Origin of the sequence: Natronoglycomyces albus, from assembly GCF_016925535.1 — a bacterium.
Classification (GTDB): domain Bacteria; phylum Actinomycetota; class Actinomycetes; order Mycobacteriales; family Micromonosporaceae; genus Natronoglycomyces; species Natronoglycomyces albus.
In genome coordinates, this window is the sequence record NZ_CP070496.1 from 1,326,462 (window position 1) to 1,352,160 (window position 25,699).

Sequence of the window (25,699 nt, forward strand, 5' to 3'; positions counted from 1 at the left end):
GCCATCGGTCAGTACCCCAAATTGACAGGTGTGCCCGTACACAACAGGAGTTAATGCACGATGGCTACCGACTACGACGCCCCACGGCGCAACAAGGAAGAAGACACCACGACCAACACCGACTCCATCGAGGCATTGGTGGCTCGCCGGGCGGAGGGCCAGTCAGGCCAGGTCGATGTGGATGAGAACGAGGTGGCGGAGAATTTCGAGCTTCCCGGCGCCGATATCGGTGACGAGGAGCTGACCGTCAAGGTTCTGCCGATGCAGAACGATGAGTTCCGCTGCTCAAGCTGTTTTCTCGTCCACCACCGCAGCCAATGGGCTGGCGAAAAACGCGGCCAGCCGATCTGCCGAGATTGCGCGGCCTAACCGCGCCTTGCGCGAACATATGTCGCTGAGAGTTCGCGGCGGTCATCGGATCGTTGGGCTCGGCGCTATATGTGACAAGGCGGGCACGGTGCGGGAACGCCAGTGAGACGGTTCCGCTGTGATCACACTGCAAAAGCATGAGATGGGCCTTCACCCAACACCCACATGGGCCACTGATGCGCAGTCACAGGAGCCGAACGAACGCCGAGGTGAATAGGCGATCTCGTCGTCCTCGGTGCCGGGTCAAAGGTGTATGCCGCAATGGCGAACCCTGAACGAGGCTGACGGTGTCAGATGTGACCTACACGCATGCGTGGGAGGGCTCAGGCGGATGGTGCGGATCGGTTCGTCAAGGTATCCCGCAACTTCTCTGGCTGCCGAGTGGAGATGATCCAGTACGGGGTGGGATCTTCGGCATCGGTGATGTGAATGCGCACCGCCGAGCTGATCCAGGGGCGTTGGATGACGAATGCCAGCGGGTGCAAGGAAACCGACATAGCGTCGCGCCGTGCGGTGTCACGCAGAATGTCGACCTCGCCGATATGTCTCAGGGGCACATTGGCGTCGTCTACGAAAAGGGTCGCGGCCCCATTCTGGCTCGATACGCGGATGGGCACTCGTCCAATCCACCACAGTGCGCCCCAGACAACCAAGGGGAAAACCACCATTGGCGCGATGCGCCACCATTCGACCACTCCCATGAAGAACAGGGCTCCGGCCCCCACTCCGAGGGACGCGCCGAGAAGCCACATCCACCACTGGGTGTACATGCGTTCGAAGTAATGAACGGTTGTGGAGGTGGTGTCTTTGGATACGGTTTCGATAGCGGCCGAGTTGACAGACATGACTCAAACATACCTGGCACATGGAGGACGACATATGACTCAAAGGGTGAGCTCGGTCGATGAGGCCCGCTCCGAGGACGGGGCGGGTGGGCCGCTGGTGCGCGATGAGGTGCGGCCACAAGCCAGTGAACGCGTGGAGATGGTCACAGCGCCCGTGGTGACCGCCGCAGTGCGCATTGGCATTAAGCGGCTTGATCCGGCTGTGCCGCTACCGTCCTATGCGCACCCCGGAGACGCGGGGGCCGACCTGCATTCGGCTGAGGAGTTCACGCTGCAACCGGGGGAGCGTAAACTGGTCAAAACGGGTCTGGCCATGGAAATTCCGGACGGTTATGTCGGATTGGTGCACCCTCGCTCAGGATTGGCTGCTCGCCATGGGGTGACCGGAGTCAACTCTCCTGGCACGATTGACTCGGGCTACCGGGGCGAGGTGAAGCTCAATCTGATTAATCTGGACCCCGACCACGCCGTCAGCTTCGCCGTGGGGGACCGCCTGGCGCAGCTGGTGGTACAACCAGTCGTGCGAGCCGAGTTCACTGAGGTCGATCAGCTGTCGGACACCCCACGCGGTCACGGCGGTCATGGATCGACCGGTGGCCACGACAGCTTGGGCTAGGCAAGCGGTCCCTCCCGGGCCCGAAACGAGACTTGGGTCAACTGAACAGCCAGATGGCAGATATGGAGCAACCAGAGTGTTTAAGCGGCGACGGTCCGGCAAGAAAGAGGCACGCAAGACGACCGACGGGGCCGTACTCGACTCCTTGGCCGAAGAGCACTCGCACGTCGAGCAGGCCAGCACGAGTGGCCCGTGGGACGTCGCCGATGCCCCGGACGACGACATCAAACGCCTGGATTTGGGTTCGATGCGGGTGCCTACCCCCGAAGGTATTGGGGTGCAAATGCAAACCGATGCCAAGGGCAACATCAGCCAGGTTGTGCTGGTCGCCGGTGACTCAGCTTTGCAGCTGGGAGTTTTCGCGGCTCCACGAACCGCCGGAATTTGGCAAGACGTCCAAGCCGACATCAGCGAGCAGATCAAGAGTCAGGGCGGTTCGGTCTCTGAGGTAGAAGGCCGCTATGGCACCGAGCTGCTGGCCAAGGTAGCTGGTAAGAAGGGCGCTTCCACTCGCGTGCGATTCCTGGGCATCGATGGCCCGCGTTGGTTCGTGCGCGCTAGTTTTCAAGGCAAGCGCGCCCTAGACGAAGACGCGGCTCCGCAGCTGGACGAATGCCTGCGCAATGTGATCGTCGATCGCGGCTCACAGGCGATGCCGGTGCGGGAAGGGCTGCCGTTGAAGTTGCCGCCAGAGATGGCTGAGCAGGCCGCACGTCGCATCGCCGAACGCAAGGCCCAAGGCGGGGACTCGGACAAGGCCATGGTCGCCACGGGAGAGCCGCCGCAGCAGAAGGGACGTCGTCGTCCGTCGCCGCGTCCACGCTCGGCTGAGGGCTAGCGCCGTAGGCATCGCCGCCAGCGTCATCTACCCTGGTGGGACGAACGCCACACAGCGCGGCGTTCGCCGCCTCGTTCGTACTGGTGAGTCGGCCCGGGCAGGCCGGGCCGGTTTCGAGCGAAAGCGGCCATGATCATGCAGGCTCGCGAATTGCTGGCCTAGCGACGAGAATCGACGCTAGGCCGCTGGAGAGCCTGTCGTTGAGGAAGGCTTCACAGACCGTGACAGACATACCCGCCTCCGGGACTACCTCGGCAGAGGACCGCAATAGCGACCTCTCCGCTGGCGCGCTGAGGAGCCAGGAGGCTCCTCGCGATTCCGAGGGAACAGCCGATGATTCCGGCGGCTCCAGCGCTGCGCCTGTGCCCTCGTCGGACCTTGGCTCTGAGGCTTCAGCGGAGCGAACGGGGCACCGGTCAGCGAAGTCCGACGATGAGGAGGAGCCGCTACCTCCGTTCACCGAACAGCTTTCGGAGCAATTGGGTGGCGTGCGGGGCTTGGTGGAGGCTGCGGTCCCCATCACGGTCTTTGTGATTCTCAACCTTGCCTTGCCTTCTCAGATTGGCCCGTTCACCGGACTGCAATGGGCAGTGGGGTCGGCCGTGGCTGTAGCGGTTGCCATCGCGATTTTTCGCGCCATCAAGCGGGAGCCGGTTCGGCATGCGATCAATGGATTGATTGGGATCGCGTTGGGCGCGTTCTTGGCGCTGCGGACCGGGGAGGCCCGGCAGATGTTCTTGCCGGGAATCATCCAGGGAGGCCTTTATGGCGTCGCCCTCGTTGCCTCAGCGGCGATCAGGCACCCCATCATCGGCTGGATTTGGTCGATCATCGCCGACGGCGGCAAGAAGACGTGGCGTTCCAACCCGGATCTGGTACGAGTGTTTTGCCAGCTAACGTTCGTGTGGGGCGCGGTTTTCATCCTTAAGAACCTAGCGCGGTTGTGGATGTACTTGGTGGATGCGGAGACGCTACTGGGTATCACCACGATTGTTACCGGTTGGCCGCTGACGCTGGCCTTGACCGCGTTGACGGTGTGGGCGGTGCGCCGAGTCACCAACCGTGACGACCACCAGCTGTTGGCGGGCTCCGACATCGTCCCGCCCACAGCCCGTACCAGCTCGATCCACTGATAGGCGGCAGGATCGTCCGCGAACTATGAGCGCTCCGCGGCAATGTGATGGCTGGTCTGATGTGGGTGCCGTTGCGGTGGAGTTACAGGCAACTAAGGTGTTTGGCCTGTGAATTTTGGTGGTTGGCTTCAATAACCTCCAGTGGTGGCCCCGGTGTTCTCACCGGGGCCACCACTGTTGTGCGCTGGTCAAACGCAATGATCGAGCGTTGAGGCGGGCGCCTGATGTGCCGGGGCTGTGGGCACGTGGAGACACCAGGCCTGCCGATGACAGTGATCTCAATTACTAAACGGTACCGTATCGTTTCGGATTTGCCTAGGATGAGGAAATCTCAACCGGCGCACCCGCTGCCATCCTGAAATCCACCCACACCGCCGACCAACCCCCATCGAAGAACACCAGAACCCATCGCACACCCCAAACAGGCCGTACAGTAAAAGCCCTGCTTGCATAGGAACGCCACCCATGACTGTGAACGAAACCCAGACCGACACCGGACACCCACGGCGCTGGGCTATCCTCAGCGTCCTGCTCATCAGCCTCATCGTCGTCGTCATCGACAACACCATCCTCAACGTCGCCATGCGAGTCCTCGCCGACCCCAACGAAGGGCTAGGAGCAAATCAGAGCCAACTAGCCTGGGCCATCAACTCCTACACCCTGGTCTTCGCCGGGCTACTGTTCATGGCAGGCGTCATCGCCGACCGCATCGGCCGCCGCCGCCTGCTCCTCATCGGCCTCACCGTCTTCGGTCTCGCCTCGGTGCTGGCTGCCTACTCCCAAACCCCCGAACACCTCATCTACGCCCGCGCACTCCTCGGAGTTGGCGCTGCGGCGATCATGCCCTCCACATTGGCGATCATTTCCCACGTCTTCAGCGCCAAAGAACGCGGTAAAGCCATCGGCGTATGGACCGCCTCGGTCGGCATCGGTATCGCCATCGGCCCCGTCGCCGGCGGCGCACTACTGGAACACTTCTGGTGGGGCTCGATCTTCCTCATCAACGTCCCCGTCGTCATCCTGGGACTCATCCTGGTGCGCTTCCTCGTCCCCGAAAGCAAAGCCACCGACAACCAACGCCCCGACGTCATCGGTGTCATCCTGACCATCGCCGGCCTGGTGACCCTCACCTACGGCGTCATCCGCGCCGGAGAAACCGGCAGCTGGGGCACCATCGACGTATGGGGCACCATCGTGCTGGGAATCGCGCTCCTAGCCGCCTTCGTCCTCTATGAGCTGCGAATCCCCAATGCGGCACTCGACGTGCGACTATTCAAAGAGCCACGCTTCGCATCCGCCACCACCGCCATCTTCCTGGTCTTCTTTGGCGCAATGGGTCTGTTCTTCTTCATGGCCTTCTACCTACAAATCGTGAGGGGTCTCAGCCCCTTCCACGTCGGTCTCATGATGATGGCCTTCGCCGTCGGCCAAATAATCTTCGCCCCCCTCAGCTCCACCATGACCGACAAATTCGGCTCCCGCGCCGTTGGCATCATCGCCATGACCGTCATGTCCGGCGTCTTCATCAGCTACCTATTCCTTGACGAAACGACACCGCTGTGGGTGCCGCTCCTACAATTCTTCCTACAAGCAGCGGCAATGGCCAACATCATGCCCCCAGCCATGAACACCATCATGGCCTCCCTGCCCCGCGAAAGAGCCGGAGTCGGATCAGCCGTGGCCAACGCCGTTCGCCAAACCGCAGGCTCCTTTGGCGTCGCAGTCTTGGGAACCGTGCTAGCCCAGGCCTACCGCTCCGACCTCAGCGACAATCTCGACATGGATATCCCACCCTCGGCCGCCGAATCCATCGCCGCCACCTACGGCTACAGCGAAAACATCGGCGGCGACACCGAGGCGATCATGGGGCCCGCAATCGAATCGTTCATCGGAGCCCTACACACCACCGCAGTGGTCGCCGGCGTGATCTCCATGCTTGGCATAGTGGTAGCCGCCAAGTACTTCCCCAAGAAAGTCAGAACCGACAGCCATGATGAGTCCGACGCCCTCGCAGCGGCCTCAGCGGTAGCCGCGCCCGCTCGGCTGCGATAACCGAAAAGAGCACCACCCGTGAAAGACGATCAAGCCGACGAACACGAGCCGAACCTCGCCAAGGCCAACGATGCCCCCCGCGACACCTCGGACACTCGCCCCCGCCCAGCGACACCAGCCGGGCGGGGGCGGCCCCGCTGCGCCTCCACCAGCACCGCGATTCTCGAAGCCACCCTCGACCTCATCGCAGACCTCGGATCAATCCAAGCGGTCTCCATAGAAGCCGTCGCGGCAAAGGCGGGCGTTTCAAAAGCCACGATCTATCGGCGCTGGCCCAACAAATCCGCGTTGCTCTCCGAGGCCATCCACTCCATGAAGCAGCCGCTCCCCGCCGAACTACCAGGACGGTCCATCCGCGAAGACCTCATCCTCATCGGCAAGAGCTTTCGCACCGACTTCTCCGAACGCGACCGCGCCGTGATCCGAGCCATGACCCTCGAACTGGCCGTCAACCCCACCGCCATGTCGGAAGGACACAAGCCCCTCGACAAACGCAGAGAGTTCATCCGCGCGGTCATCGCCGCAGGAATCGAACGGGGCGAAGTGCGGCCCGACATCGACCTCCAACTGGCCCTGGCCATGTTCATCAGCCCACTCATGGCGATCAACATCTACCAAGTATTCCCCGACCTACACGGCCGCGAAGACCTCGTTGAATCAGTAGTGGACAACCTCCTCGCAGGCATCGCCGCCACCACCGAGGACTAAACGGGAGGCGGGAAGCTCCCCAGACCCGGCCGCGTCACAGACCCCAGCAGCCAGCCCGTATGCTCGATCGGCATCACGCAACGGTTCGGGGCCAGGGAGGGCCCACGCTCGGATGCGACATCGGCACTCACATCGGCGGCACCATCGTCCACCCGACGATCCGCACAGCCACTCGCGCCCGACCTCGCGGCGCGGCCGACCGCCCGCACACCGAGCATCACCGAACCCGCCGCATCCGCGCACCGCTGGCAGGCGCCCCACGACTACCGGGCACGCCATACGAGTGCGAGGAACGGCACGAGCCGTCCCCAGCTGGGAAAGGAAATCTCCAATGATCGTCACCGTCGAGGCCGTCGCCCACGGAGGACACTGCGTGGCGCGAGCCGAAGGCCGCGTCATCTTTGTCAGACACGCACTGCCGGGCGAACGCGTCCGACTCCAGATCACCGACCGCAAGAAAAACTTCTGGCGTGCCGACGCCGTGGAGATCCTCGAACCATCACCAGACCGGGTAGCCCCACCCTGCGAGTTTGCCGGGCCAGGCAAATGCGGAGGCTGCGACTTCCAACATGTCGACCCTGCCGCCCAACGCCGCCTCAAAGCACAAGTACTCACCGAACAATTGCAACGACTCGGTGGAGTCGACACCGACGCCTTCGGCCACATCGACGTGCAAGAGCTACCCGGCGGCCCCCTCGGATGGCGCACCCGAATGCAATACGCCGTCGGTCGCGACGGACGGCCCGGCCTGCGTGGCCACCGCTCCCACCAACTCATCCACATCGACCGCTGCCTGTTGGCCACCGACCGAATCCAAGCCTCCGAGGCCCTAAAGAAGACCTGGGACCGAGCCGGAGCCGTCGGTGTGGTCGACTCCGACGACGACAAGCTCGCCTTCTACACCCAGCGCAGCCGCACCGCCAAGACCTACCACGCTGGCGGACCCAAGACCATCCACCAGCAAGTTGGCGGGGCCGAATTCGAACTCGACTACGATAGCTTCTGGCAGGTCCACCCCGCCGCCGCGGAAACCTTCGCCAACACCGTGATCGACTTGCTGGAACCACAAGCGGGCGAATCGGCGTGGGACCTCTACGCCGGAGCTGGCGTCTACGCGATGGCACTGGCCGAAGAAGTGGGGGAGGAGGGACGCGTCATCGCGGTCGAATCCTCCAAGTCCGGACGGGGAGCCACCAACCTGGCCGAGGACACCAACGCGGGGATGATCTACGGAGACGTCGCCGAAACAATCCCCCCGCTGGGCTCGGTCGACCTCGTCGCGCTCGACCCACCGCGCTCCGGCGCAGGTGCCGACGTCGTCGCTCACATCGCCAACGCCCGGCCCCGCGCGATCGCCTACGTGGCCTGCGACCCGGCCGCGCTGGCTCGCGACGTCCGCAGTTTCGGCGAACACGGCTACGAACTGGTCGAGGTGAAGGCCTTCGACTCCTTCCCCATGACTCACCACTTCGAGACCATCGCTCTGCTGCACCCCCAGGCCGATCAGGACAGTTAAAGACCTAGCCCCGGCTGGCCCAACCCGCCACATGGATCGCAAAACCAGCCGGGGACGCTGCGCAGGGGTGCCCTGGTCATCTCGTTGAGAGTGAACCAGGGCACCCCTGTCGACACATGCGGCAGTCCCCGGGCCGCAGTCGACAACATCCAGCGATCTGAGGTGGACCGAAGCACACCTCAGCTAAGAGCGAAACGACATTTCCCCACCGGCTATTGCCACCACATGCCAGACGTCCTAGCGTCAAAACATGTACAACCGCGTAGCAGTCATCGCCGACACACACGGAGTTCTGCCAGCCCTAGAAGCCGTCCTGGCCGAACCGGATGTCCAGTCCGCCGAGGCCCTCATCGTGTGTGGAGACCTTCTGGCTGGTCCACAGCCCCTCGAAGTACTCCAACGGCTGCAAAGCCTAGGCGACTGGGCACACATCGTCCGCGGAAACGCCGACCGAGAACTATGGCAGGTGCGCGACGGCACCCCCTCCACGCAGCCCATTTCCAACTGGGCGGCGACGCAACTGAGCGACGAACAATTGGAATTCCTCGAACAGCTCCCGTTCAGCATCGAGCGTGAGATCGCAGGGTTGGGCCGAACTGTGTTTCTGCACGCCACCCCACGCGACGACGAAGAAGTCGTGCTGGTCGACTCCCGCCCGCAGCGCTGGCGCGATGTTTTGGCCGACCTTGATGAGTCGGTCCGGGCCGTCGTTTGCGGACACACCCATATGCCATTTATGCGGCTGGTCGACAGACGAACTGTCGTCAACCCCGGTTCAGTGGGCATGCCATATGGAAGCACCGGGGCTCGCTGGGCCCTGCTGGGACCCGGTGTTGACCTGCGGGAGAGCTACTTCGATGCGGCCAGCGCCCGCGCCCAGATCTGTGGCGACGGCACCAATGAGCTACATCGTGACTTTGCCGAGAATTACATCGGTAGCCAGGTCAGTGATTTTGAGGCTCTGCGAGTATTTGGGCCGCTGGACGGCCGGGTTTCATGAGCGTCGCGGGCAGTTAGCTGCGTTTGCGACGGGCTTGAGGCCCGGGACCAACCGTGTGACTCCACACCCCTTTGATGCTGGTCCCAATGTCCGTTGGCTCAACCGCCAGGAACCCACCGAGAACTTTCATCATGTCCGCAACTGCTGCCGCGCGCATGGTGGATCCATGCACGCGAAGTCCCAGGGACTGAATGGGCAGGTCAGTTCAGGGACGCAAAACGGGCATCTGAGCTCATGCGCTCGATGTGGGCCAATTGCCCCTGCGACAGGCCCAAGCGCCGCAACAAAGCGAGCTCGATGTCGATGCTGGTGCCAAGCCGTAGAGGCGAATCCGTCCCCAACGCCACCGAGACCCCGGCGTCGAGGAACTTTGGCAAAGGATGCTGCGCCAAGTCTGGCACCATGCCTTGCGCCAGCGCCGAGGAAAGACAAACTTCCACGGTGATGCCGCGTTCGGCCATCGCCCGCAAAAGGCCGGGATCGTCATCGGCGTACACAGCGTGACCGATCCGCGAAACCTCGGGCATTTCCACCACGCTGCCGATATTGGCCTTGGAGAAAGCCCCGACTGGGATCGTTACTCCCAGACCCGCTGCCGCGGCGTCCTTGACGAATACTGAGCCACGGTTCCAATCCGCCTCTTCGGCATAGGGCACATACACGATTTCCACGCCCGCCAGGCCAGCCTCGGCCGCAGCGGGGAACGCTTCCCGGACCTCGTCGGCATCCTCGGCCCACAGCCATACGCTCAGGATCGGAGCAGCCTCGAACTGCGGGTATGTCTCCTGCACGACCTGTAGCGCGTCGAAGAAGAGCTGCACGAAGTCCGGCTGATAGATCGCCTGGTGTGGCAACCGCAATTCCGTATAGTCCGCTCCAGTCTTCGCCGCGTCAAGGAGGGCATCCTCTACCGCTCGAGTAAAAACCTGGGACGTTATGGCCTCGGGGTCCACTGGCGGAACGTGGCCGAATTGCTGTAGACGGGCCATCCCGGGAGGAGTCTGATCATAAATCTGTGCGCGCCGCGCCGCCCAGTCAATTGCGGACCGGTTCAAGGCAGGAGACAACAATTGGTCGAGCCGAGCGGGCCATTCGGTGTTTTGATACAGATCACATAGCGCCATAGGGAAAATACTCCCACTTCCCGGTCACAGAGAAAACGCTATATGGCCCGCGAGTCGCCACATCAGGTGACTGGTTTCTGACACCTCGTAATATATGTCATGCTCCGCAGCAGGTTCCCCACGCGAGCATTAACCACATTGGGGCGGATACACTTCGCAATTATGAGCCGATTCGAGCCCGACCGGAATGAACCGCTGCTCCCCAGCCTCAGTAGCCTGGCAGAGTACAAACGGTTGCCCGACGAAGCCCTCCCGCAGCTGGCGGAGGAGATTCGGGACTTCCTGGTCACCAAGGTCGCCCAAACCGGTGGCCATATAGGCCCCAACCTGGGCGTCGTCGAGCTCACGATGGCCATTCACCGAGTCTTCGACTCACCCATCGACAAGGTCGTCTTTGACACCGGCCACCAGTCATACGTACACAAAATCCTCACCGGACGTGCTCCCGACTTTGACCAGCTGCGGCAACGTGACGGTCTAGCTGGCTATCCCTCTCAGGCGGAGTCTCCCCATGACCTGGTCGAAAACTCGCACGCGTCAACCTCACTGTCATACGCCGATGGTCTTGCCAAGGCTTTCGCGCTCAAGGGCGAGCGAAACCGGCACGTGGTGGCCGTGGTTGGCGACGGCGCCCTCACCGGCGGCATGTGCTGGGAAGCCCTCAACAACATCGCGGCCCAAGACGACCTCCAGCTCATCATCGTCGTCAATGACAATGGCCGCTCGTATGCTCCGACGATCGGCGGCCTAGCCAAGCACCTGACCGCGATGCGCCTCAATCCCTCCTATGAACGCTCGCTCGACACCATTAAAGAGACTCTCGGTAAGACCCCCTATGTCGGTGGGCCGATTTACGAGGTGCTGCACGCGATGAAACGTGGCGTCAAAGACGCCCTAGCCCCCCAGGGGCTTTTTGAAGACCTGGGCCTAAAGTATGTGGGCCCAGCCGACGGTCATAACCTCGATGACCTCACCGAGGCGCTATGGCAGGCGAAGAAGTTCGGTGGACCCGTTATCGTCCACGCGATCACGCAGAAGGGCAACGGCTGGGATCCGGCGGTCTCCAACGAGAGCGACCAAATGCATCAGTCGGCCAGCTATGACCCTGCCACTGGGCAGGCGACTGGGCCCAAACAGCGCAAGTGGACCAAAGTATTCTCCGAAGCGCTTGTTGCGGAGGCCGAAGAGCGCCAAGAGCTGGTTGGCATCACCGCCGCCATGGCGGGCCCGACCGGGATCGAAGCTTTGCAAAAGGTCCACCCGGATCGCGTTTTCGATGTCGGCATCGCCGAACAGCACGCCGTGACCTCAGCAGCCGGTCTTGCCATGGCTGGGCTGCATCCGGTGGTGGCGATCTACTCGACTTTCATGAACCGTGCCTTTGATCAAACCCTCCTTGACGTGGCCATGCACGGCCTACCGGTGACGTTCGCGCTGGACCGTTCCGGAATCACCGGCCCTGACGGGCCGAGCCACTATGGAATTTGGGACATGTCGATTTTCCGGGTTATCCCCGGAATGCAGATCGCGGCACCTCGCGATGAGTCAACTATGCGCCAGCTCTTCTCCGAAGCCCTCGACATTGACGATGGGCCGTCGATGGTCCGTTTCCCCACAGGGGCGGTGCCTGCGGAAGACCTCGTAGCAGTCTCGACGCGCGAGGGCGTCGATATTCTCCGCGATGGGGGCGCCAACGCCGATATCTTGCTTGTTGGCGCGGGCATCATGGCGCACAGCGCTATGGCGGCCGCGGAGCGCATCTCTAGTCGTGGGTTCACAGTCACTGTGGTAGACCCGCGCTGGGTCGCGCCGGTTCCCGCGGTTTTGACCCAGATGGCTAGCGAACACCGCCTGGTGGCCACGATTGAGGACGGTATCCGTTCGGGCGGGTTGGGAGATGCCTTGGCCCGCGAACTGCGGGACGCGCAGGTGAATGTTCCGCTGGTAGACAACGGAGTCGAATCAGGCTGGCATCCGCACGGGACCCGACAGCAGCTGCTGGAAGACCTAGGGCTGACGGTCGAAGCGATTGCGGAACGCATCACCGAGGCGGCGCTTAAGCTCCCCAGTGGTCAATAGCGCCATCGGTGTGCGCTGGGGCTAACGAGGGACGCAGTTGCCGGACCTGGGTTAAGTACCCCTGGAGAAGCCGAATACGAAATCGTGACGCGCGCCTTCTCATTCGGAGCGGGCCTGCCGGGCCCAACGATTCGAACTCCTGTGGGCATCGGGGTGGTCCTCTCTTTTCAAGGAGCGAGGACTAGGTGATCGCCTGTTGGCGTGATAGCCGTTTTCTCTTCGGGCTCATTACGAACTCACGATGGAACGTGTGGTCACCGTAGGTGGCTGACGGTTCTGTGAACAAGTCCAGGCACCAGTTGCCGACATCGTCGGCTGGGCGGGGAAAGCCGCGCTGAGGAGTACCGCTGCCGCGAAACGATCCAGCGACGCGCAAGAGCAGCGACCTTGATGAACAGTCACGGTCTCGACTTGCGCCCGAGCCGTCGTGGGGGAGTCGTTGGCGCGCAATAATATTGGCACATGGAAGAGCGGCCGTTCACCACATGGTGAACGGCCGCTCCAGTATGACTTCAAGCTATGGACCGCCTCGTCGTCCACAACCGATGAGGCGGTCCTAGAGACCAACTACAGCTTGGCGTCAAAGGTGGAACCGGTGGCGTCTTTGGCGACACCGATTCGGTCCAAGTAAGGCGTGATACCGCCCTTGGAGAAGGGGAAGCCCGCCCCGAGGATCATGCACAGGTCGATCTCCTCAGGTCCGGCGACGACGCCCTCGTCGAGGATCTTGCGTGCTTCGGAGGCCATATTGGCCACGACCCGGGCGTGTACTTCCTCAGTGGTGGACGGCTTGTCGCCCAACGTGAGGACGTTACGTCCGGCCTCGGTTAGCTCGAACTTGCCCGCTTCGTTCTTTTCGAACGCCTTGGAGCCTTCGGACTCCAGCTTGACTAGCGCCTTCAGGTTCTCCGAGACGGGGAACCGGTCGCCGAAGCTAGCGTTGAGGTGCTCGGTGACGTGCAGCCCAACTCCAACCCCAACTAGACCCAGTAGTTCGGTGGGCGTCATTGGCAGGCCGAGCGGGTCGACCGCGCGGTCGACGTCTTCGATCGGCGTGCCCTCGTCGATACAGGCCATGGCCTGGGCGAGCATGCCCACCAGCAACCGGTTGACGACGAACGCCGGGGCGTCCTTGACGAGCACCCCAGTCTTCTTGAGCTTCTTGACCACGGCGAAGGCGGTGGCGAGGGTTTCGTCGTTGGTCTGTTCCACGGCGATGACCTCGACCAGCGGCATGACCGCGACCGGGTTGAAGAAGTGCAGTCCAACGAGTCGCTCCGGGTGTTGCAAGCGGCTGGCCATCTCGGTCAGCGACAGCCCGGAGGTGTTCGTCACCAGCAGGCACTCCTGCGGGACGATCTTTTCAAGTTCGCCGAATACGGCGTGCTTGATCGAGATGTCCTCGAATACGGCCTCAATGACAAGGTCACAGTCGGCATAGACGGACTTGTCGGCACCGGCGGAGACGAGGCTGCGCAGTTTGTCGGCCTTGCCTAGGCCAAGGCGGCCCTTCGCGTCCATCTTGTCGATCTCGGAGTGGATGTAGGACAGGCCTTTCGCGGCACGCTCCTCGTCGAGGTCGGTCATGACGACCGGCACTTCCAGGCGACGCGCGAACAGCAGAGCAATCTGGCTGGCCATGAGGCCCGCTCCCACGACGCCGACCTTCTTGACGTCGTTGGCCAGACCCTTTGACGGTGCGCCAGAGGGCTTTTTCCCACGCTTGCGCAGCAGGTTGAAGGAGTAGAGGCTCGACCGGTGCTCGGGAGTCACCATGAGGTCGGCCAGCGCCTCGTCTTCATCCAGGATGGCCTGGGAGTAGTCGGTGTCTTTGGCGATCTTGAGAAGTTTCAGGGCCCGGTATGCGGCGGGTGCCGATCCGCGGACCTTACCTTCGACAAATGCCTCGGCCTTGGCTAGGGCCGTGTCCCACGCTTCGCCCTTGTCTACCTCGGGCCGTTCCACTGTGACTTCGCCATTGAGGACCTTTGCGGCCCAAGCGAAGGACTCTTCGAGGAAGTCGGCCGGCTCGAACTCGGCGTCGGCGATACCGAGCTTGGTGACGTCGGGGCCCTTGAGCATCCGGTTTTGGTTGAGCGGGTTTTCGAGGATGACCTGGGCGGCCTTCTCCATCCCGATCAGGTTCGGTAGCAGCTGTGAGCCGCCCCAGGCGGGTACGAGTCCGATGGCGACTTCTGGCAACCCCACGGCCTTGGCACCGGTGGAGATGGTGCGGTAGTGGCAGTGCAGTGCCAGTTCGAGGCCGCCACCGAGGGTGACGCCGTTGATGAAGGCGAAGGTGGGGATCTCGGAGTCGCGCAGGCGAGCGTAGGCGGCGTGACCACCTTGGGCCATTGCGAGGGCCTGGTCGCGTTCCTGCAGGTGATCCATGGCGGTGATGTCGGCACCGGCCAGGAAGATAAACGGCTTACCGGTGACGGCGATGAACTTCACGCGTGGGCTGCGAGCCTCGATTTCGTCGAGGGCGTTCCACAGGTTTTTCAGTCCGGCCGGGCCGATGGAGCTGGGTTTGGTGTGGTCGTGGCCGTTATCCAGGGTGATGAGGGCGGCTTCGCCGTCAACTCCTGGGACTCGCACGTACTGTACGAGGGCCTCGGTGATGACTTCGTCTGGGAAGTCGGGAAGCTCAGGCAGGTTCTTGTAGGTCATTGTTTAGGCTCCTTCCCCGTTGTAGGCGGGGTTTTCCCAGATGATCGTGCCGCCCATGCCCATGCCGACGCACATGGTCGTGATGCCGTAGCGCACGTGCGGGTTCTCGGCGAAGGACTGCGAAAGCTGCGACATCAGGCGCACACCCGATGAGGCCAGCGGGTGGCCCACGGCGATCGCGCCGCCCATGGGGTTGACCTTCTCGCTGTCTTGCGGGATTCCGAAGTGGTCGAGGAAGGCCAGTACCTGGACGGCGAAGGCCTCGTTGATCTCGAAGAGTCCGATGTCGTCAATGGTGAGTCCGGCCTTGGCGAGAGCCTTTTCGGTGGAGGGGATTGGACCCTCTCCCATCAGCTCCGGGTCGACCCCGGCATAGGCAAAGGCGACCATGCGCATTCCCACGGGGAGGCCGAGCTCTTCGGCGGCCTGTGAGGAAGCCAAGAGGCAGGCGGTGGCGCCGTCGGTCAGCGGAGCTGCGTTGCCGGCGGTGACGCGACCGTGGGGGCGGAACGGGGTGCGAAGACCAGCCAGTCCTTCCACAGTGGTGCCAGGGCGCGGCGGCTCATCGGCGGTGACTAGGGTCCAACCTTCGTCGCTGTTGCGAGCCGACATGGTGGTCAGGTCGCGTGAGAGCTTGTCGACTGACTTCGCGTAGCGTTCCTGAGTTTGGGCCGCATAGGCGTCAGCGCGTTCTTTGGTGATGGTGGGGAACTTGTCGTGGAGCGCCTCAGCGGTGTTACCCATGTTGAGAGCGTCGGGATCGACCAGGTTCTCCGCCACGAAGCGCGGGTTGGGGTCGGCTCCCTCGCCCATCGGGTGGTTGGTCATCGATTCCACGCCGCCGGCGATGGCGATGTCGTAGGCTCCCACGCCGATGCTGGCTCCGACCGAGGTCACAGCGGTCATGGCGCCAGCGCACATGCGGTCGATGGCGAAGCCGGGTACGGAGCGGGGTAGACCGGCCAGGATGGCGGCGGTACGGCCAATGGTCAAGCCTTGGTCGCCGGTTTGCGTGGTCGCGGCGAGGGCGACTTCCTCCACGCGCTCTGGCGGCAGATTCGGGTTGCGCTGCAGCAGCGCGCGGATGCAACGAATGACAAGGTCGTCTGCACGGGTCTCGTCGTAGACACCATTGGCCTTGCCGAATGGCGTGCGGACTCCGTCGACGAAGACGACGTCGTGGACTGACTGTTTCACGCCAGTGCCCTCCTTTGGGTCGGTCGCGTTATCGATGATGTTACTCACAAGTAACTATAGCTGGTACCCCCGGGGGTCCGCCAATCTGTGGCTCGCGATTGGTCACGCGATTTTCCCGGCCGGTCGCGCTTTCGCGGTCGGGTCAATGCCAGCTGACTCAGGTGCTGTCAATGGGTTGGGCTGAGGTCGCGTGTGAGTGTGGTGAATTCGTGGTCGGTTGGCTCTCGGTCGCGCGACTGCCGGATGAGCCCAGGTGGCGTCAGTCCCCACCTTGCCAGAGCGGCGCGGCCATCTCGGGCAACTTGCCGAAAGCCATACCCGCTAGGGCCTGGCTTGATGGACTCATCTCAGGTACGACGACACCTGAAGGTGGGACGCGAACCGCTAGGCGATGACCCAGCGGTTCGCAAAGGCTGCGCCTGGTCCAGATCACCGCTGGGGCTCGGGGCTATACACGCAGATACGGCACCGGGCTGGCCTGAGTTGGGTAGCTCGGTGCCGAAAGTGGTAGTTGGCATCTCAGCCGCACGAGCGGCAGGGGAGTTATCCACAGGCGGCACGTTCGCTATTGCCCGGAATGACCCGCATTGGGAGAATTAATTTGGGGAGCCCCCTACATCGATACATGCACATATATCTGTCGGTGGCGCCGCATGGGCGCCACCGTACTTCCTCGCTTAGGGCCGCAAGGCCGCACAGAGTTTGTCCGCCAGCAACTCCACCTGCCAATTGCGGGCGTTGTTGCTCTTTAGCAGCTGCGCCACCGCCTCCGGCGAGATCTGGTGCGGAGGCTGCCACGCCAGCGCCCTCACCGCGGCCGGAGCGATCAGATTCTCCGGCGGAAGTGAGTGCGTCTGCGCCTCCTGAAGGACCACGGCACGGGAGGCCGCGAGCCGCTCAGCCGCGTCGGGGAAACGATCCGACCAGCGATGAGTCGCGGGAGGGCCATCCTGCGGCGGGGTCGTCGGCGGCAATTGGGAATTAGGCAGCTTGCGGGCCTTAGCCAGAGCCGACAGCCACAGCCGGGCGTGCGCCTTCCCCCGTCGACGCATCGAGCCCAGGCTCATCAGCTCGCTGTAGTCGGTCGGATCAGCAGTGGCCGCCTCGACAATCGCCGCGTCAGTGAGCAGCTTCGAGGGGGCGCGATCAAGATCCTGAGCCAGTTCGTCGCGAGCCTCCCACAGCGCCCTCACTCGGCTCAGGGCCCGAGCCCCACGAACCTTGTGGATGCCCGAGGTGCGCCGCCACGGCTGAGGACGCGGCGGCGGAGGAGGAGCGGTCGCCACGTAGGCGAACTCTTCGGCCGCCCACTCCGACTTACCCTGCTCCTTCAGCTCTGCTACCAGCAACTCCCGAAGCTCGATGAGCAGCTCCACATCGAGCGCGGCATAAACCAGCCAGTCATGCGGCAGCGGCCGCGAAGACCAGTCCGCCGCCGAGTGTTGCTTCTCCAACTCATAACCGAGCAACTGTTTGGTCAAGGGGGCGAGCCCAACCCGTTCGAAGTTGCACAGCCGTGCTGCCAACTCCGTGTCGAACAGTTTGCTGGGGTGCAGTTCCAGTTCGGTCAAACATGGCAGGTCTTGGCTGGCAGCGTGCAAAATCCACTCTGGGCCCGTCAACACCTCCCGCAAAGGGGCGAGGTCATCGATGCCAATGGGGTCGACTAGGAAACTGCCCGCACCACTGCGACGCAGCTGTATCAAGTAAGCCCGACCCGAATACCGAAAGCCCGAGGCCCGTTCTGTGTCGATGGCGATCGGGCCGTGCCCGGCCGTGAGCGCTGCGGCCACCTGGGCCACTCCGGCGTCGGTATCGACCAGGTCAGGGACCCCCTCCCGGGGGTTCGTCAACGGGACGGGGCTGTCATCTAGCGGGGTATCGTCGTGAAGTTCCTGCACAAGTCAACCGTACGGGTGTCCTCCAACTATGTCTCACAGCCCCGCCGATCCGTGGGACAAACTGCACTCGAACAGGTGATCGCCAGTGAGGACTCTCTCGTCACTCCTTGGCCCTCCCACAGCCATCCAAGGCCCCGCTCATGCCAGTATTGGCACGTGACTGACGATTCCATCACCACCACTGACACCGCCGCCACCTCGCCTTTCCTAGCCGCATGTCGAGGCGAAAAGGTCTCCCACACTCCTGTGTGGTTCATGCGCCAGGCCGGGCGTTCACTGCCCGAATACAAGGAGGCTCGCGCGGGCACCACCATGTTGGATGCCTGTGCCAACCCCGAACTAGTTTGTGAAATCACGATGCAGCCGGTACGCCGTTACGGTGTTGACGCGGCAGTGTTCTTTTCCGACATCGTCGTCCCGCTGCGAGCGATCGGCATCGACGTGGAGATTGTGCCCGGTACTGGCCCAGTGATCGCCAACCCCGTGCGCACCGAAGCAGACCTAAAACGCCTACGCGACCTCGAACCAGACGATGTTCCCTATATCACCGAGGCGATCGGGCTATTGCGCCGCGAACTGGGGGAAACCCCGCTCATCGGCTTCGCCGGAGCGCCGTTCACCCTGGCCAGCTACCTGGTGGAGGGGGCGCCGTCGCGCAACTACACCCATTCCAAGACCATGATGCGCTCCCAACCCGACCTATGGAACGCCATCGCCTCCCGCCTGGCCGCGATCGCCGGGCAGTTCTTGCGGGTACAAGTCGACGCCGGAGCCCAGGCCGTGCAGCTGTTCGATTCGTGGGCGGGGGCGCTCTCAGAATCCGACTACCGCCGCCTCGCGCTGCCGCATTCACGGGCCACCCTCGCGTCGGTGGCAGGTGAGGTGCCCAGCATCCACTTCGGCGTGGGCACCACTCACTTGCTCGAGGCGATGAGTGAGGTGGGAACCGATGTGATGGGTATCGACTGGCGAACCCCGTTGTCGCAGGCAGCCAAGCGTCTGCCCGGCCGTCCCTTGCAGGGAAACCTTGACCCGACCGCCGCGTTGGCCGATCCCAAACCAATGCTCGCCGAAGTAGACGAGGTGCTCTCCGAGGCCGCCAGAGTGCCCGGCCACATTTTCAACCTCGGCCACGGAGTACTACCAGAGACCAATCCTGACGCGCTGAAGCGCATCACCGACCACGTGCACGAGAAAACGGCGGAATAACCATGGCGCGCGTCCTCGTCATTGGTGGTGGAATCGCCGGTCTGACCGCCGCCCACCGGCTGCGACAGCGGCTGGGTCCCGGAGCCGAGATAGTCCTAGCCGAGGCATCCGACCGACTCGGCGGCAAGATCCACTCGCTGCCTTTCGCGGGGCTCACCGTCGAGGCTGGAGCCGAATCGCTACTGGCAGCCAGGCCCGAGCCAGCCGCTCTGGCCGAAGAAGTAGGTCTTGGTGAGGCGCTGCGCCGACCGGGCGAGTATCCGGCGGCGCTCCTGTTGGATGGAGAACTCAAGCCGTTCCCCGCTGGCACCTTTATGGGTCTGCCGCGCACCATCGACGACATCGCCAGCTACCTCAGCACCGAGGGCCTAGCCGAGGCCAAACGTGAACGACCCACCTCCGGTCCGCTCTTGGGGCCCGAGGAAGACCGATCCATTGGAGACTTGGTAGCGCAGCAACTGGGAATAGAGGTGCGTGACCGGCTCCTCGAACCCATCCTCGCCGGGATATACGCGGGCGACCTCGACCGCCTTTCGGTGGCCGCGGTCATGCCGCAGCTGGCGACGCACCTTCGCACCCACCAGAGGCTGACCGACGCGGTCTGCGCGATGTTGCCAGCGCCAGAGCCGAACCAACCCAAGCGTCCCAACCCGCTGGCCACCATCGAGGGTGGTCTGGGACGCCTCGTGCGTGCTACGGCCCAACACGCGAAACCGGATTTGCGTCTTCGCACCACGGTGCGTCAGCTGCGCGGCCGCCCTGGCGGCGGCTGGCATGCGGTGTGTGGACCGGTTCCCTACCCGTCACTGATCGCCGCCGACGCGGTCGTGGTGGCCGTGCCAGCCACACCAGCGGCCCAACTGTTGGAGGGGCATGCGACAACTGCGGTCGCCGCGTTGAGAGAGGTGGACTACGCGTCGGTGGCTTTGGCTACTTTCGCGTTCCCATCTGGCACCACGCTTCCCGCACATTCGGGATTCTTGGTCCCGGCCAGCAGCGGTCACGAGATCAAGGCCGCCACCTTTTTCACCCGCAAGTGGCCACATCTGACCACGGAGGATGCGCCAGTGATCATGCGGGTGTCACTAGGGCGATACGGGGCCGTGCGCTCGCTGCAACGCCCCGACGCCGACCTGGCCAACCTCGCGTTGCGCGAAGTTCGCGCTTGCTTGGGGTCCGATGGCGGCACCGAACTACCAGAACCTCTTAAATGGAGAGTCAATCGGTGGGGGGGCGGGCTCCCGCAATACACGCCCGGACACTCCTTGCGCATGAGCCAGGCGCGGGCCGAACTGGCCCAACTGGGTGGCATCGCGCTGGCGGGGGCCGCTGCCGATGGTGTCGGCATCGCCGCCTGCATTGCCTCAGGCAGGGCGGCCGCGGATTCCGTGGCCGACCAGGTGTTGTGAATCCGGTGCAGGTGATTGGCCAAGAGCGCGAGCTGCGGCCAAGGTGCCTGTTGGCCCATTGAGAAGTTTGAGTAAGTGTGAGACCACCACCCACATGGAGAAAGAGTGAGCGACATGTCAGAGAAATCCGGCCAGACCAATGCCGCGCGCCTGAAGGAATTGAACAACACCATTCGTTACACGATGTGGTCGGTGTTCTCCTCGCAGGAGCGTCTACCCTCCGACCGGGACGAGATCGCCTCGGATGCCGCTACGTTCTTCGCGAACGCCCAGGAGCAAGACGTCACAGTGCGCGGGGTGTATGACGTGTCGGGTCTGCGCGCGGACGCTGATGTCATGGTCTGGTGGCATGCGGAGACCTCCGACCAGCTACAGGATGCTTATGCCGGATTCCGCCGGTCTCTGCTGGGCCAGCATCTGGCTCCGGTGTGGTCAAACATGGCACTGCACCGCCCCGCAGAGTTCAACCGCAGTCACATTCCCGCCTTCCTAGCGGGGGAAGAGGCGCGCGAGTACATCTGTGTCTACCCGTTTGTCCGCTCCTATGAGTGGTACTTGCTTCCGGACGAGGAACGCCGCGACATGCTGCGGGAACATGGTCAGATGGCGCGTGACTACCCGGACGTGCGGGCCAACACGGTGGCGTCTTTCGCCCTGGGCGACTATGAGTGGATTCTGGCGTTCGAGGCCGATGAGTTGCATCGCATCGTGGACGTCATGCGGGAGCTGCGGGCGTCGCGGGCGCGCCGTCATGTGCGCGAGGAGGTCCCGTTCTTCACAGGTCGCAAGGTCAGTATCGAAAAGATCATTCGCGATCTCCCCTAATTGTCTGTTAGGGCTGGAGAGTGCGCACACGGTGGCCGTCTCCAGCCCTTGCTTTTTGGAGCGGTGAGGGTCTGCGGCGAATGGCCACGTGATTGGTCAGCCGAGGCTAGGGCGGAATTGGCCGGCGGTGGTCCATTCTCAGGTGCCCCCTGGCTCGTGTCGTCTCCGGACCGGGGTGGGCGCGGTCGGCGTGTTAGCGGCAACGTCGCCGAATGGACTACCTGGCTAGACTGCCTGCGACCTTAACGCCTCTTAAGGAATGGGCCAGTGTTCTCACTATTTGGAAGGTGAGAGACTGGGGTATGCCAGCTTTGCGTTCACGAACTACTACTCACGGTCGAGCGATGGCCGGAGCCCGCGCCCTGTGGCGCGCTACCGGCATGACCGACTCCGACTTCGGTAAGCCGATCATCGCGATCGCCAACTCATATACCCAGTTTGTGCCCGGGCACGTCCACCTCAAGGATCTCGGAGGACTGGTATCCGATGCCATCAGCCAGGCCGGGGGAGTGGCTCGCGAATTCCACACCATCGCCGTTGACGATGGCATCGCGATGGGGCATAGTGGCATGCTCTACTCTCTGCCCAGCCGCGAGATCATCGCCGACTCGGTCGAATACATGGTCAACGCGCACTGTGCTGACGCGCTAGTGTGCATCTCCAACTGCGACAAGATCACCCCCGGGATGCTCAACGCTGCCTTGCGCCTCAATATCCCGACTGTGTTCATCTCTGGTGGCCCGATGGAAGCGGGCAAGACAGTCGCCGCCGATGGGGTCGTTAAACGTAAGCTCGACTTGGTCGATGCGATGGTGGCCTCGGCTGACGACAGCGTCTCCGATGACAATCTCGATGAGATCGAACGGTCCGCTTGCCCGACCTGCGGATCGTGTTCGGGTATGTTCACAGCCAACTCCATGAACTGCCTGACCGAGGCGATTGGCCTCGCGTTGCCTGGCAACGGTTCGGTCTTGGCCACCCACGCCAAGCGCAAGGCGCTCTTCACCCGGGCTGGAACGACGGTGGTTGACCTGTGTCGTCGCTATTACGACAATGACGATGAGTCTGTCCTGCCGCGCAATATCGCCAATCGCGATGCCTTCGATAACGCCGTGGCGCTCGATGTGGCCATGGGGGGGTCCACAAATACGGTCTTGCACCTGCTGGCGGCCGCGCGCGAGGCCGAGATCGACTTTAGCGTCTCCGATATTGACGAGGTTTCACGTCGGGTTCCGTGCCTGGCCAAGATCGCGCCGAATTCACCCGACTACCACATGGAGGATGTGCATCGTGCCGGTGGCATCCCCGCCATCCTCGGGGAGCTGTATCGGGCAGGTCTGCTGCGCGAGAATGTTTCGTCCATCCATACTGACTCGCTCGATGAGTGGCTCAACACCTGGGATATTCGAGCCCAAGAACCTAGTGCCGAAGCGCTCGCGCTGTTTGCGGCCGCGCCCGGCGGGGTGCGCACGACTGAGCCGTTTTCAACCGAGAACCGGTGGGAGACGCTCGACACCGACGCCGAAAACGGTTGTATCCATTCGGTCGAACACGCCTACTCCGCCGATGGTGGTCTGGCTGTCTTGTTCGGAAACCTGGCGCTGGAGGGGTGTGTCGTCAAGACCGCGGGCGTCCCTGACGACAGCTTGACTTTCACCGGTCCAGCCAAAGTCTTCGAATCGCAAGAGGACGCCGTCTCGGGCATCCTCAATAAGGAAGTCCACAAAGGCCACGTCGTCGTCATCCGCTATGAGGGGCCCAAGGGTGGGCCTGGAATGCAGGAAATGTTGCACCCGACCTCGTTTTTGAAAGGACGCGGTCTCGGCCCACACTGCGCGTTGATTACCGACGGTCGATTCTCCGGCGGCACCTCCGGACTTTCGATTGGCCATGTCTCGCCTGAGGCCGCCGGTGGTGGCCTCATCGCCTTGGTTGAAGACGGTGACGAGATCACTCTGGACATCCCACGACGGAGCATTGAGTTGCGCGTCGATGAGGCCGAACTTCAGCGACGCCGTATTGAGCAGGAAAAACGCGACGCTCCCTACACTCCGCAGAATCGTCACCGTCCAGTCAGCGCGGCCTTGCGTGCCTATGCCTCGATGACCACGGCGGCTTCGGATGGGGCCTACCGGAAGGTCGACTAGTCCATGCGGCTAGTGCGATGGGAGTTCGTAGCCTCCGCCTCGGTTCGTTTACCAGCCCTTGTGGCCCCGAACCCGCAACTTTGTATAAGTCTGCTGTACGCATCCGGCTTGAGTCACTCCGCTGCCAGTGGCCAAGCCGGATGCGAAACGCCTTCGCGCGAGCTTTGTCCCACCGGGCCATAATGAACGGCGAGTACCCCTGCGAGCCGAAGTGAGTGCCTGTGAACTACCTCAGCGATTCCGCCAACCACATTAGTGAGAGTGTCCTGTGGTGGGGGTGGGGCGACGCCCGTCAGAATCGGGCCATCAACAGCCTGGCCGAGCAAACGCAGTCGCGGCACAATCGCATGGCCCGCGCGGCCTCTCGCAGCAATCGGCAGTTGCAAGAGCGCATCACCAACGAAATCAGCGGAGTGCAGGGGCGCTTCGATGAGGTCCTCGAAATCATTGAGCTGCGGTTTCAGCTGGCCGAGTACGACGAATATCAGGTGCGAACCAATGCCCGTAAAACGTTTCGGGCTCTGGCGGCCCAAACCGATCCGGTTTCCTCCGAGTTCCACGATGTCGACGGATATTGGATGCCTCCCGCCGCCTTGGCGATGCGCGACCTTATCCAAGGCACCGGCATAGACATGCAGGAAAATCTTGATCGAGCCCGGGAACGTGACCGGCTGCGGACTGAGCTGTTGGCCCTGAGCGTCGGGGTGTGTTTCGAACAGCCGCTACTTCAGCCTCCCGCGATCTCCCACTTGCTCGCGCTCGATCCGGCACTGGAATCCGATGGGGAGCCCACCGAGGAGGGGATCTCGCAGGAGGCAGGGCCTCGCCAGGTGGTTAGCAATGGCTGGCGGCAACTGTGGAAACAATGCGCCCGTGGTGACTTTGGGGCCGCGGCCTACCAACAGTTGCAGACGCGACTACGCGAACTGGTTGAGGCCGAGCCTGCGACGCTGTCGTCTGCGCAGCTGCGCACGTGGACCGATGCCATCCGAGCTTTGGCGCCGACGTCGGCTACTGGGGCTGAGGGCGTCGGCGCGACCATTGACTCTTTGTACGAGCACGTCAAGGATTCCCTCAAAGAAGTACCGGCCATCCCAACTCCCGCTGAGGGCCTGCAATCAGATGACTTGGAACAGTGGCGGCACTTCTTGCAAGAGCTCATTGAGGAACCCTCCGCGGCCGAGCGTCCGCTTTTGGAGGCACTGCGTAGCCTGCGCTCCGGGTACACCGCCGGAGGCGACGATCCCACTTGGAAACAGCCTGCCGGAGGACTGCCGGATCTGTTCTTGCACGACATTGTGGCCGACGGTGTTGCCCCGGCCCAGCGGGCCATCGCCCTGCGCTTGGCGGCTCCGTGGCTGTTGCAGACTGTGGATGCGATTTTCCACGGCGCTGCGGCTAACTCCAAGCTCAGCCGAGAACTTCGGCATCGTGCTCTGCGCGTCACGGTCAGCAGCGATGGAGCAGATCCGGTGGAGCTGGAGAAACTGGAACGACGGATCGCCAGCTGGGCTCGGCCAGAGATTCCGTCCAGTTCTAGCCAAGCGGCCATCGTCGCGGTTTGCCTGGCCGTGGCCTTCCTCTTCTTCACCTGCGACCAGGCAGTGCTCGGAGTGTTGTCGTTGCTGGGCCTGGCGATCCCCTTTTGGCGTCATCGCCAGGCGATCGCTACCGCTGAGGACGAGCGCTTGACCTATGAGCAAATGTTCGCGGAACTACAAAGGGAGATAGCGGCCACGAAGATCGCCCTAGCCGATGAAGAGCGCGCCCAGGAACGCGCGTCACAACAGGTTAAACACAGCGCGAGCCGATTGCGCAATGTGCTTTCCGGGTCCACAATGCGCAGCGGTGAGAGTGGGTCGCTCTAATGGGGCTAGTGAGGGCACAGTGGATGCGCGTCGTCGGTCTTGGCGTGATTCGTCGATTATGTCCTTTGTGGCGAAACTGATTGTAGCTGCTCAGATCCACTGCGCAGATGGTAAACCCTTGCCACTCAAAGAAAGTGGGGCTGGCTCACGTCCCCCTGGGGCGCGCCATTTGCGGTGGTAGAAGCCGCATACC

The 25,699-nt window shown here is 62.9% G+C and carries 20 protein-coding genes; 15 read left to right on the top strand and 5 right to left on the bottom strand.

What is annotated here, in order from left to right:
- The first annotated feature begins 60 nt into the window (after positions 1-60).
- On the top strand, positions 61-369 hold the full coding sequence (locus JQS30_RS05640) for a DUF4193 domain-containing protein (RefSeq protein ID WP_213172399.1): 309 nt from the start codon (positions 61-63) through the stop codon (positions 367-369).
- A gap of 323 nt (positions 370-692) precedes the next feature.
- Here the strand turns inward: JQS30_RS05640 and JQS30_RS05645 are convergent, their stop codons facing one another.
- Positions 693-1,214, bottom strand: a complete 522-nt coding sequence (locus tag JQS30_RS05645) for a DUF3093 domain-containing protein (RefSeq protein ID WP_246498074.1) — start codon at positions 1,212-1,214, stop codon at positions 693-695.
- Positions 1,215-1,353: 139 nt separating this feature from the next.
- Here JQS30_RS05645 and dut point away from each other — a divergent pair, with 139 nt between their 5' ends.
- The 8 genes from dut (at position 1,354) to JQS30_RS05685 (ending at position 9,077) form a co-directional block, all read left to right on the top strand.
- The gene (gene dut, locus JQS30_RS05650) at positions 1,354-1,830 is read left to right on the top strand and encodes a dUTP diphosphatase (RefSeq protein ID WP_213172978.1); all 477 of its coding nucleotides are present in this window, start codon (positions 1,354-1,356) and stop codon (positions 1,828-1,830) included.
- A 76-nt stretch (positions 1,831-1,906) separates the two neighbouring features.
- Positions 1,907-2,668, top strand: a complete 762-nt coding sequence (locus JQS30_RS05655; RefSeq protein ID WP_213172400.1) for a DUF3710 domain-containing protein — start codon at positions 1,907-1,909, stop codon at positions 2,666-2,668.
- Positions 2,669-2,889: 221 nt separating this feature from the next.
- Entirely contained in the window at positions 2,890-3,801 is a 912-nt protein-coding gene (locus JQS30_RS05660) for a DUF3159 domain-containing protein (protein ID WP_213172401.1), read from the top strand.
- 465 nt (positions 3,802-4,266) lie between these two features.
- Entirely contained in the window at positions 4,267-5,853 is a 1,587-nt protein-coding gene (locus JQS30_RS05665; protein WP_213172402.1) for an MFS transporter, read from the top strand.
- 18 nt (positions 5,854-5,871) lie between these two features.
- Complete coding sequence (locus tag JQS30_RS05670; protein ID WP_213172403.1) at positions 5,872-6,561, top strand: TetR/AcrR family transcriptional regulator; 690 nt, start codon at positions 5,872-5,874, stop codon at positions 6,559-6,561.
- 59 nt (positions 6,562-6,620) lie between these two features.
- Positions 6,621-6,896: a hypothetical protein gene (locus JQS30_RS05675; RefSeq protein WP_213172404.1), complete on the top strand. Its 276-nt coding sequence runs from the start codon at positions 6,621-6,623 to the stop codon at positions 6,894-6,896.
- The gene (locus JQS30_RS05680; RefSeq protein ID WP_213172405.1) at positions 6,893-8,077 is read left to right on the top strand and encodes a class I SAM-dependent RNA methyltransferase; all 1,185 of its coding nucleotides are present in this window, start codon (positions 6,893-6,895) and stop codon (positions 8,075-8,077) included. Before JQS30_RS05675 ends, JQS30_RS05680 begins: the two co-directional genes overlap by 4 nt.
- A 250-nt stretch (positions 8,078-8,327) precedes the next feature.
- Positions 8,328-9,077 (top strand): metallophosphoesterase family protein, encoded by a 750-nt coding sequence (locus JQS30_RS05685; protein WP_213172406.1) that lies wholly within the window; start codon positions 8,328-8,330, stop codon positions 9,075-9,077.
- A gap of 200 nt (positions 9,078-9,277) precedes the next feature.
- Here JQS30_RS05685 and JQS30_RS05690 read toward each other — a convergent pair whose 3' ends face one another.
- On the bottom strand, positions 9,278-10,066 hold the full coding sequence (locus JQS30_RS05690) for an amidohydrolase family protein (protein ID WP_213172407.1): 789 nt from the start codon (positions 10,064-10,066) through the stop codon (positions 9,278-9,280).
- A 297-nt stretch (positions 10,067-10,363) separates the two neighbouring features.
- Between JQS30_RS05690 and dxs the strand changes: the two genes are divergently transcribed.
- Entirely contained in the window at positions 10,364-12,280 is a 1,917-nt protein-coding gene (gene dxs / locus JQS30_RS05695) for a 1-deoxy-D-xylulose-5-phosphate synthase (RefSeq protein WP_213172408.1), read from the top strand.
- A 567-nt stretch (positions 12,281-12,847) separates the two neighbouring features.
- Here the strand turns inward: dxs and JQS30_RS05700 are convergent.
- From JQS30_RS05700 to JQS30_RS05710, 3 genes are all read right to left on the bottom strand, one after another.
- Positions 12,848-14,950 (bottom strand): 3-hydroxyacyl-CoA dehydrogenase NAD-binding domain-containing protein, encoded by a 2,103-nt coding sequence (locus JQS30_RS05700; protein WP_246498076.1) that lies wholly within the window; start codon positions 14,948-14,950, stop codon positions 12,848-12,850.
- A 3-nt stretch (positions 14,951-14,953) separates the two neighbouring features.
- Positions 14,954-16,147, bottom strand: a complete 1,194-nt coding sequence (locus tag JQS30_RS05705; RefSeq protein WP_213172409.1) for a thiolase family protein — start codon at positions 16,145-16,147, stop codon at positions 14,954-14,956.
- A gap of 677 nt (positions 16,148-16,824) precedes the next feature.
- A complete protein-coding gene (locus tag JQS30_RS05710) occupies positions 16,825-18,048 on the bottom strand; it encodes an HRDC domain-containing protein (protein WP_213172410.1) in 1,224 nt (407 codons plus the stop codon).
- Positions 18,049-18,204: 156 nt separating this feature from the next.
- On the opposite strand from JQS30_RS05710, the gene hemE reads away from it, so the two are divergent.
- The 5 genes from hemE to JQS30_RS05735 all read left to right on the top strand — a co-directional run bounded on the left by hemE (position 18,205) and on the right by JQS30_RS05735 (position 25,506).
- A complete protein-coding gene (gene hemE / locus JQS30_RS05715; RefSeq protein WP_246498077.1) occupies positions 18,205-19,257 on the top strand; it encodes a uroporphyrinogen decarboxylase in 1,053 nt (350 codons plus the stop codon).
- 2 nt (positions 19,258-19,259) lie between these two features.
- Entirely contained in the window at positions 19,260-20,666 is a 1,407-nt protein-coding gene (gene hemG, locus JQS30_RS05720; protein WP_246498078.1) for a protoporphyrinogen oxidase, read from the top strand.
- 114 nt (positions 20,667-20,780) lie between these two features.
- Positions 20,781-21,491, top strand: a complete 711-nt coding sequence (gene hemQ / locus JQS30_RS05725) for a hydrogen peroxide-dependent heme synthase (protein WP_213172411.1) — start codon at positions 20,781-20,783, stop codon at positions 21,489-21,491.
- 302 nt (positions 21,492-21,793) lie between these two features.
- Complete coding sequence (gene ilvD / locus JQS30_RS05730; RefSeq protein ID WP_213172982.1) at positions 21,794-23,638, top strand: dihydroxy-acid dehydratase; 1,845 nt, start codon at positions 21,794-21,796, stop codon at positions 23,636-23,638.
- A gap of 221 nt (positions 23,639-23,859) precedes the next feature.
- On the top strand, positions 23,860-25,506 hold the full coding sequence (locus JQS30_RS05735; protein WP_213172412.1) for a hypothetical protein: 1,647 nt from the start codon (positions 23,860-23,862) through the stop codon (positions 25,504-25,506).
- Positions 25,507-25,699 lie beyond the last annotated feature (193 nt).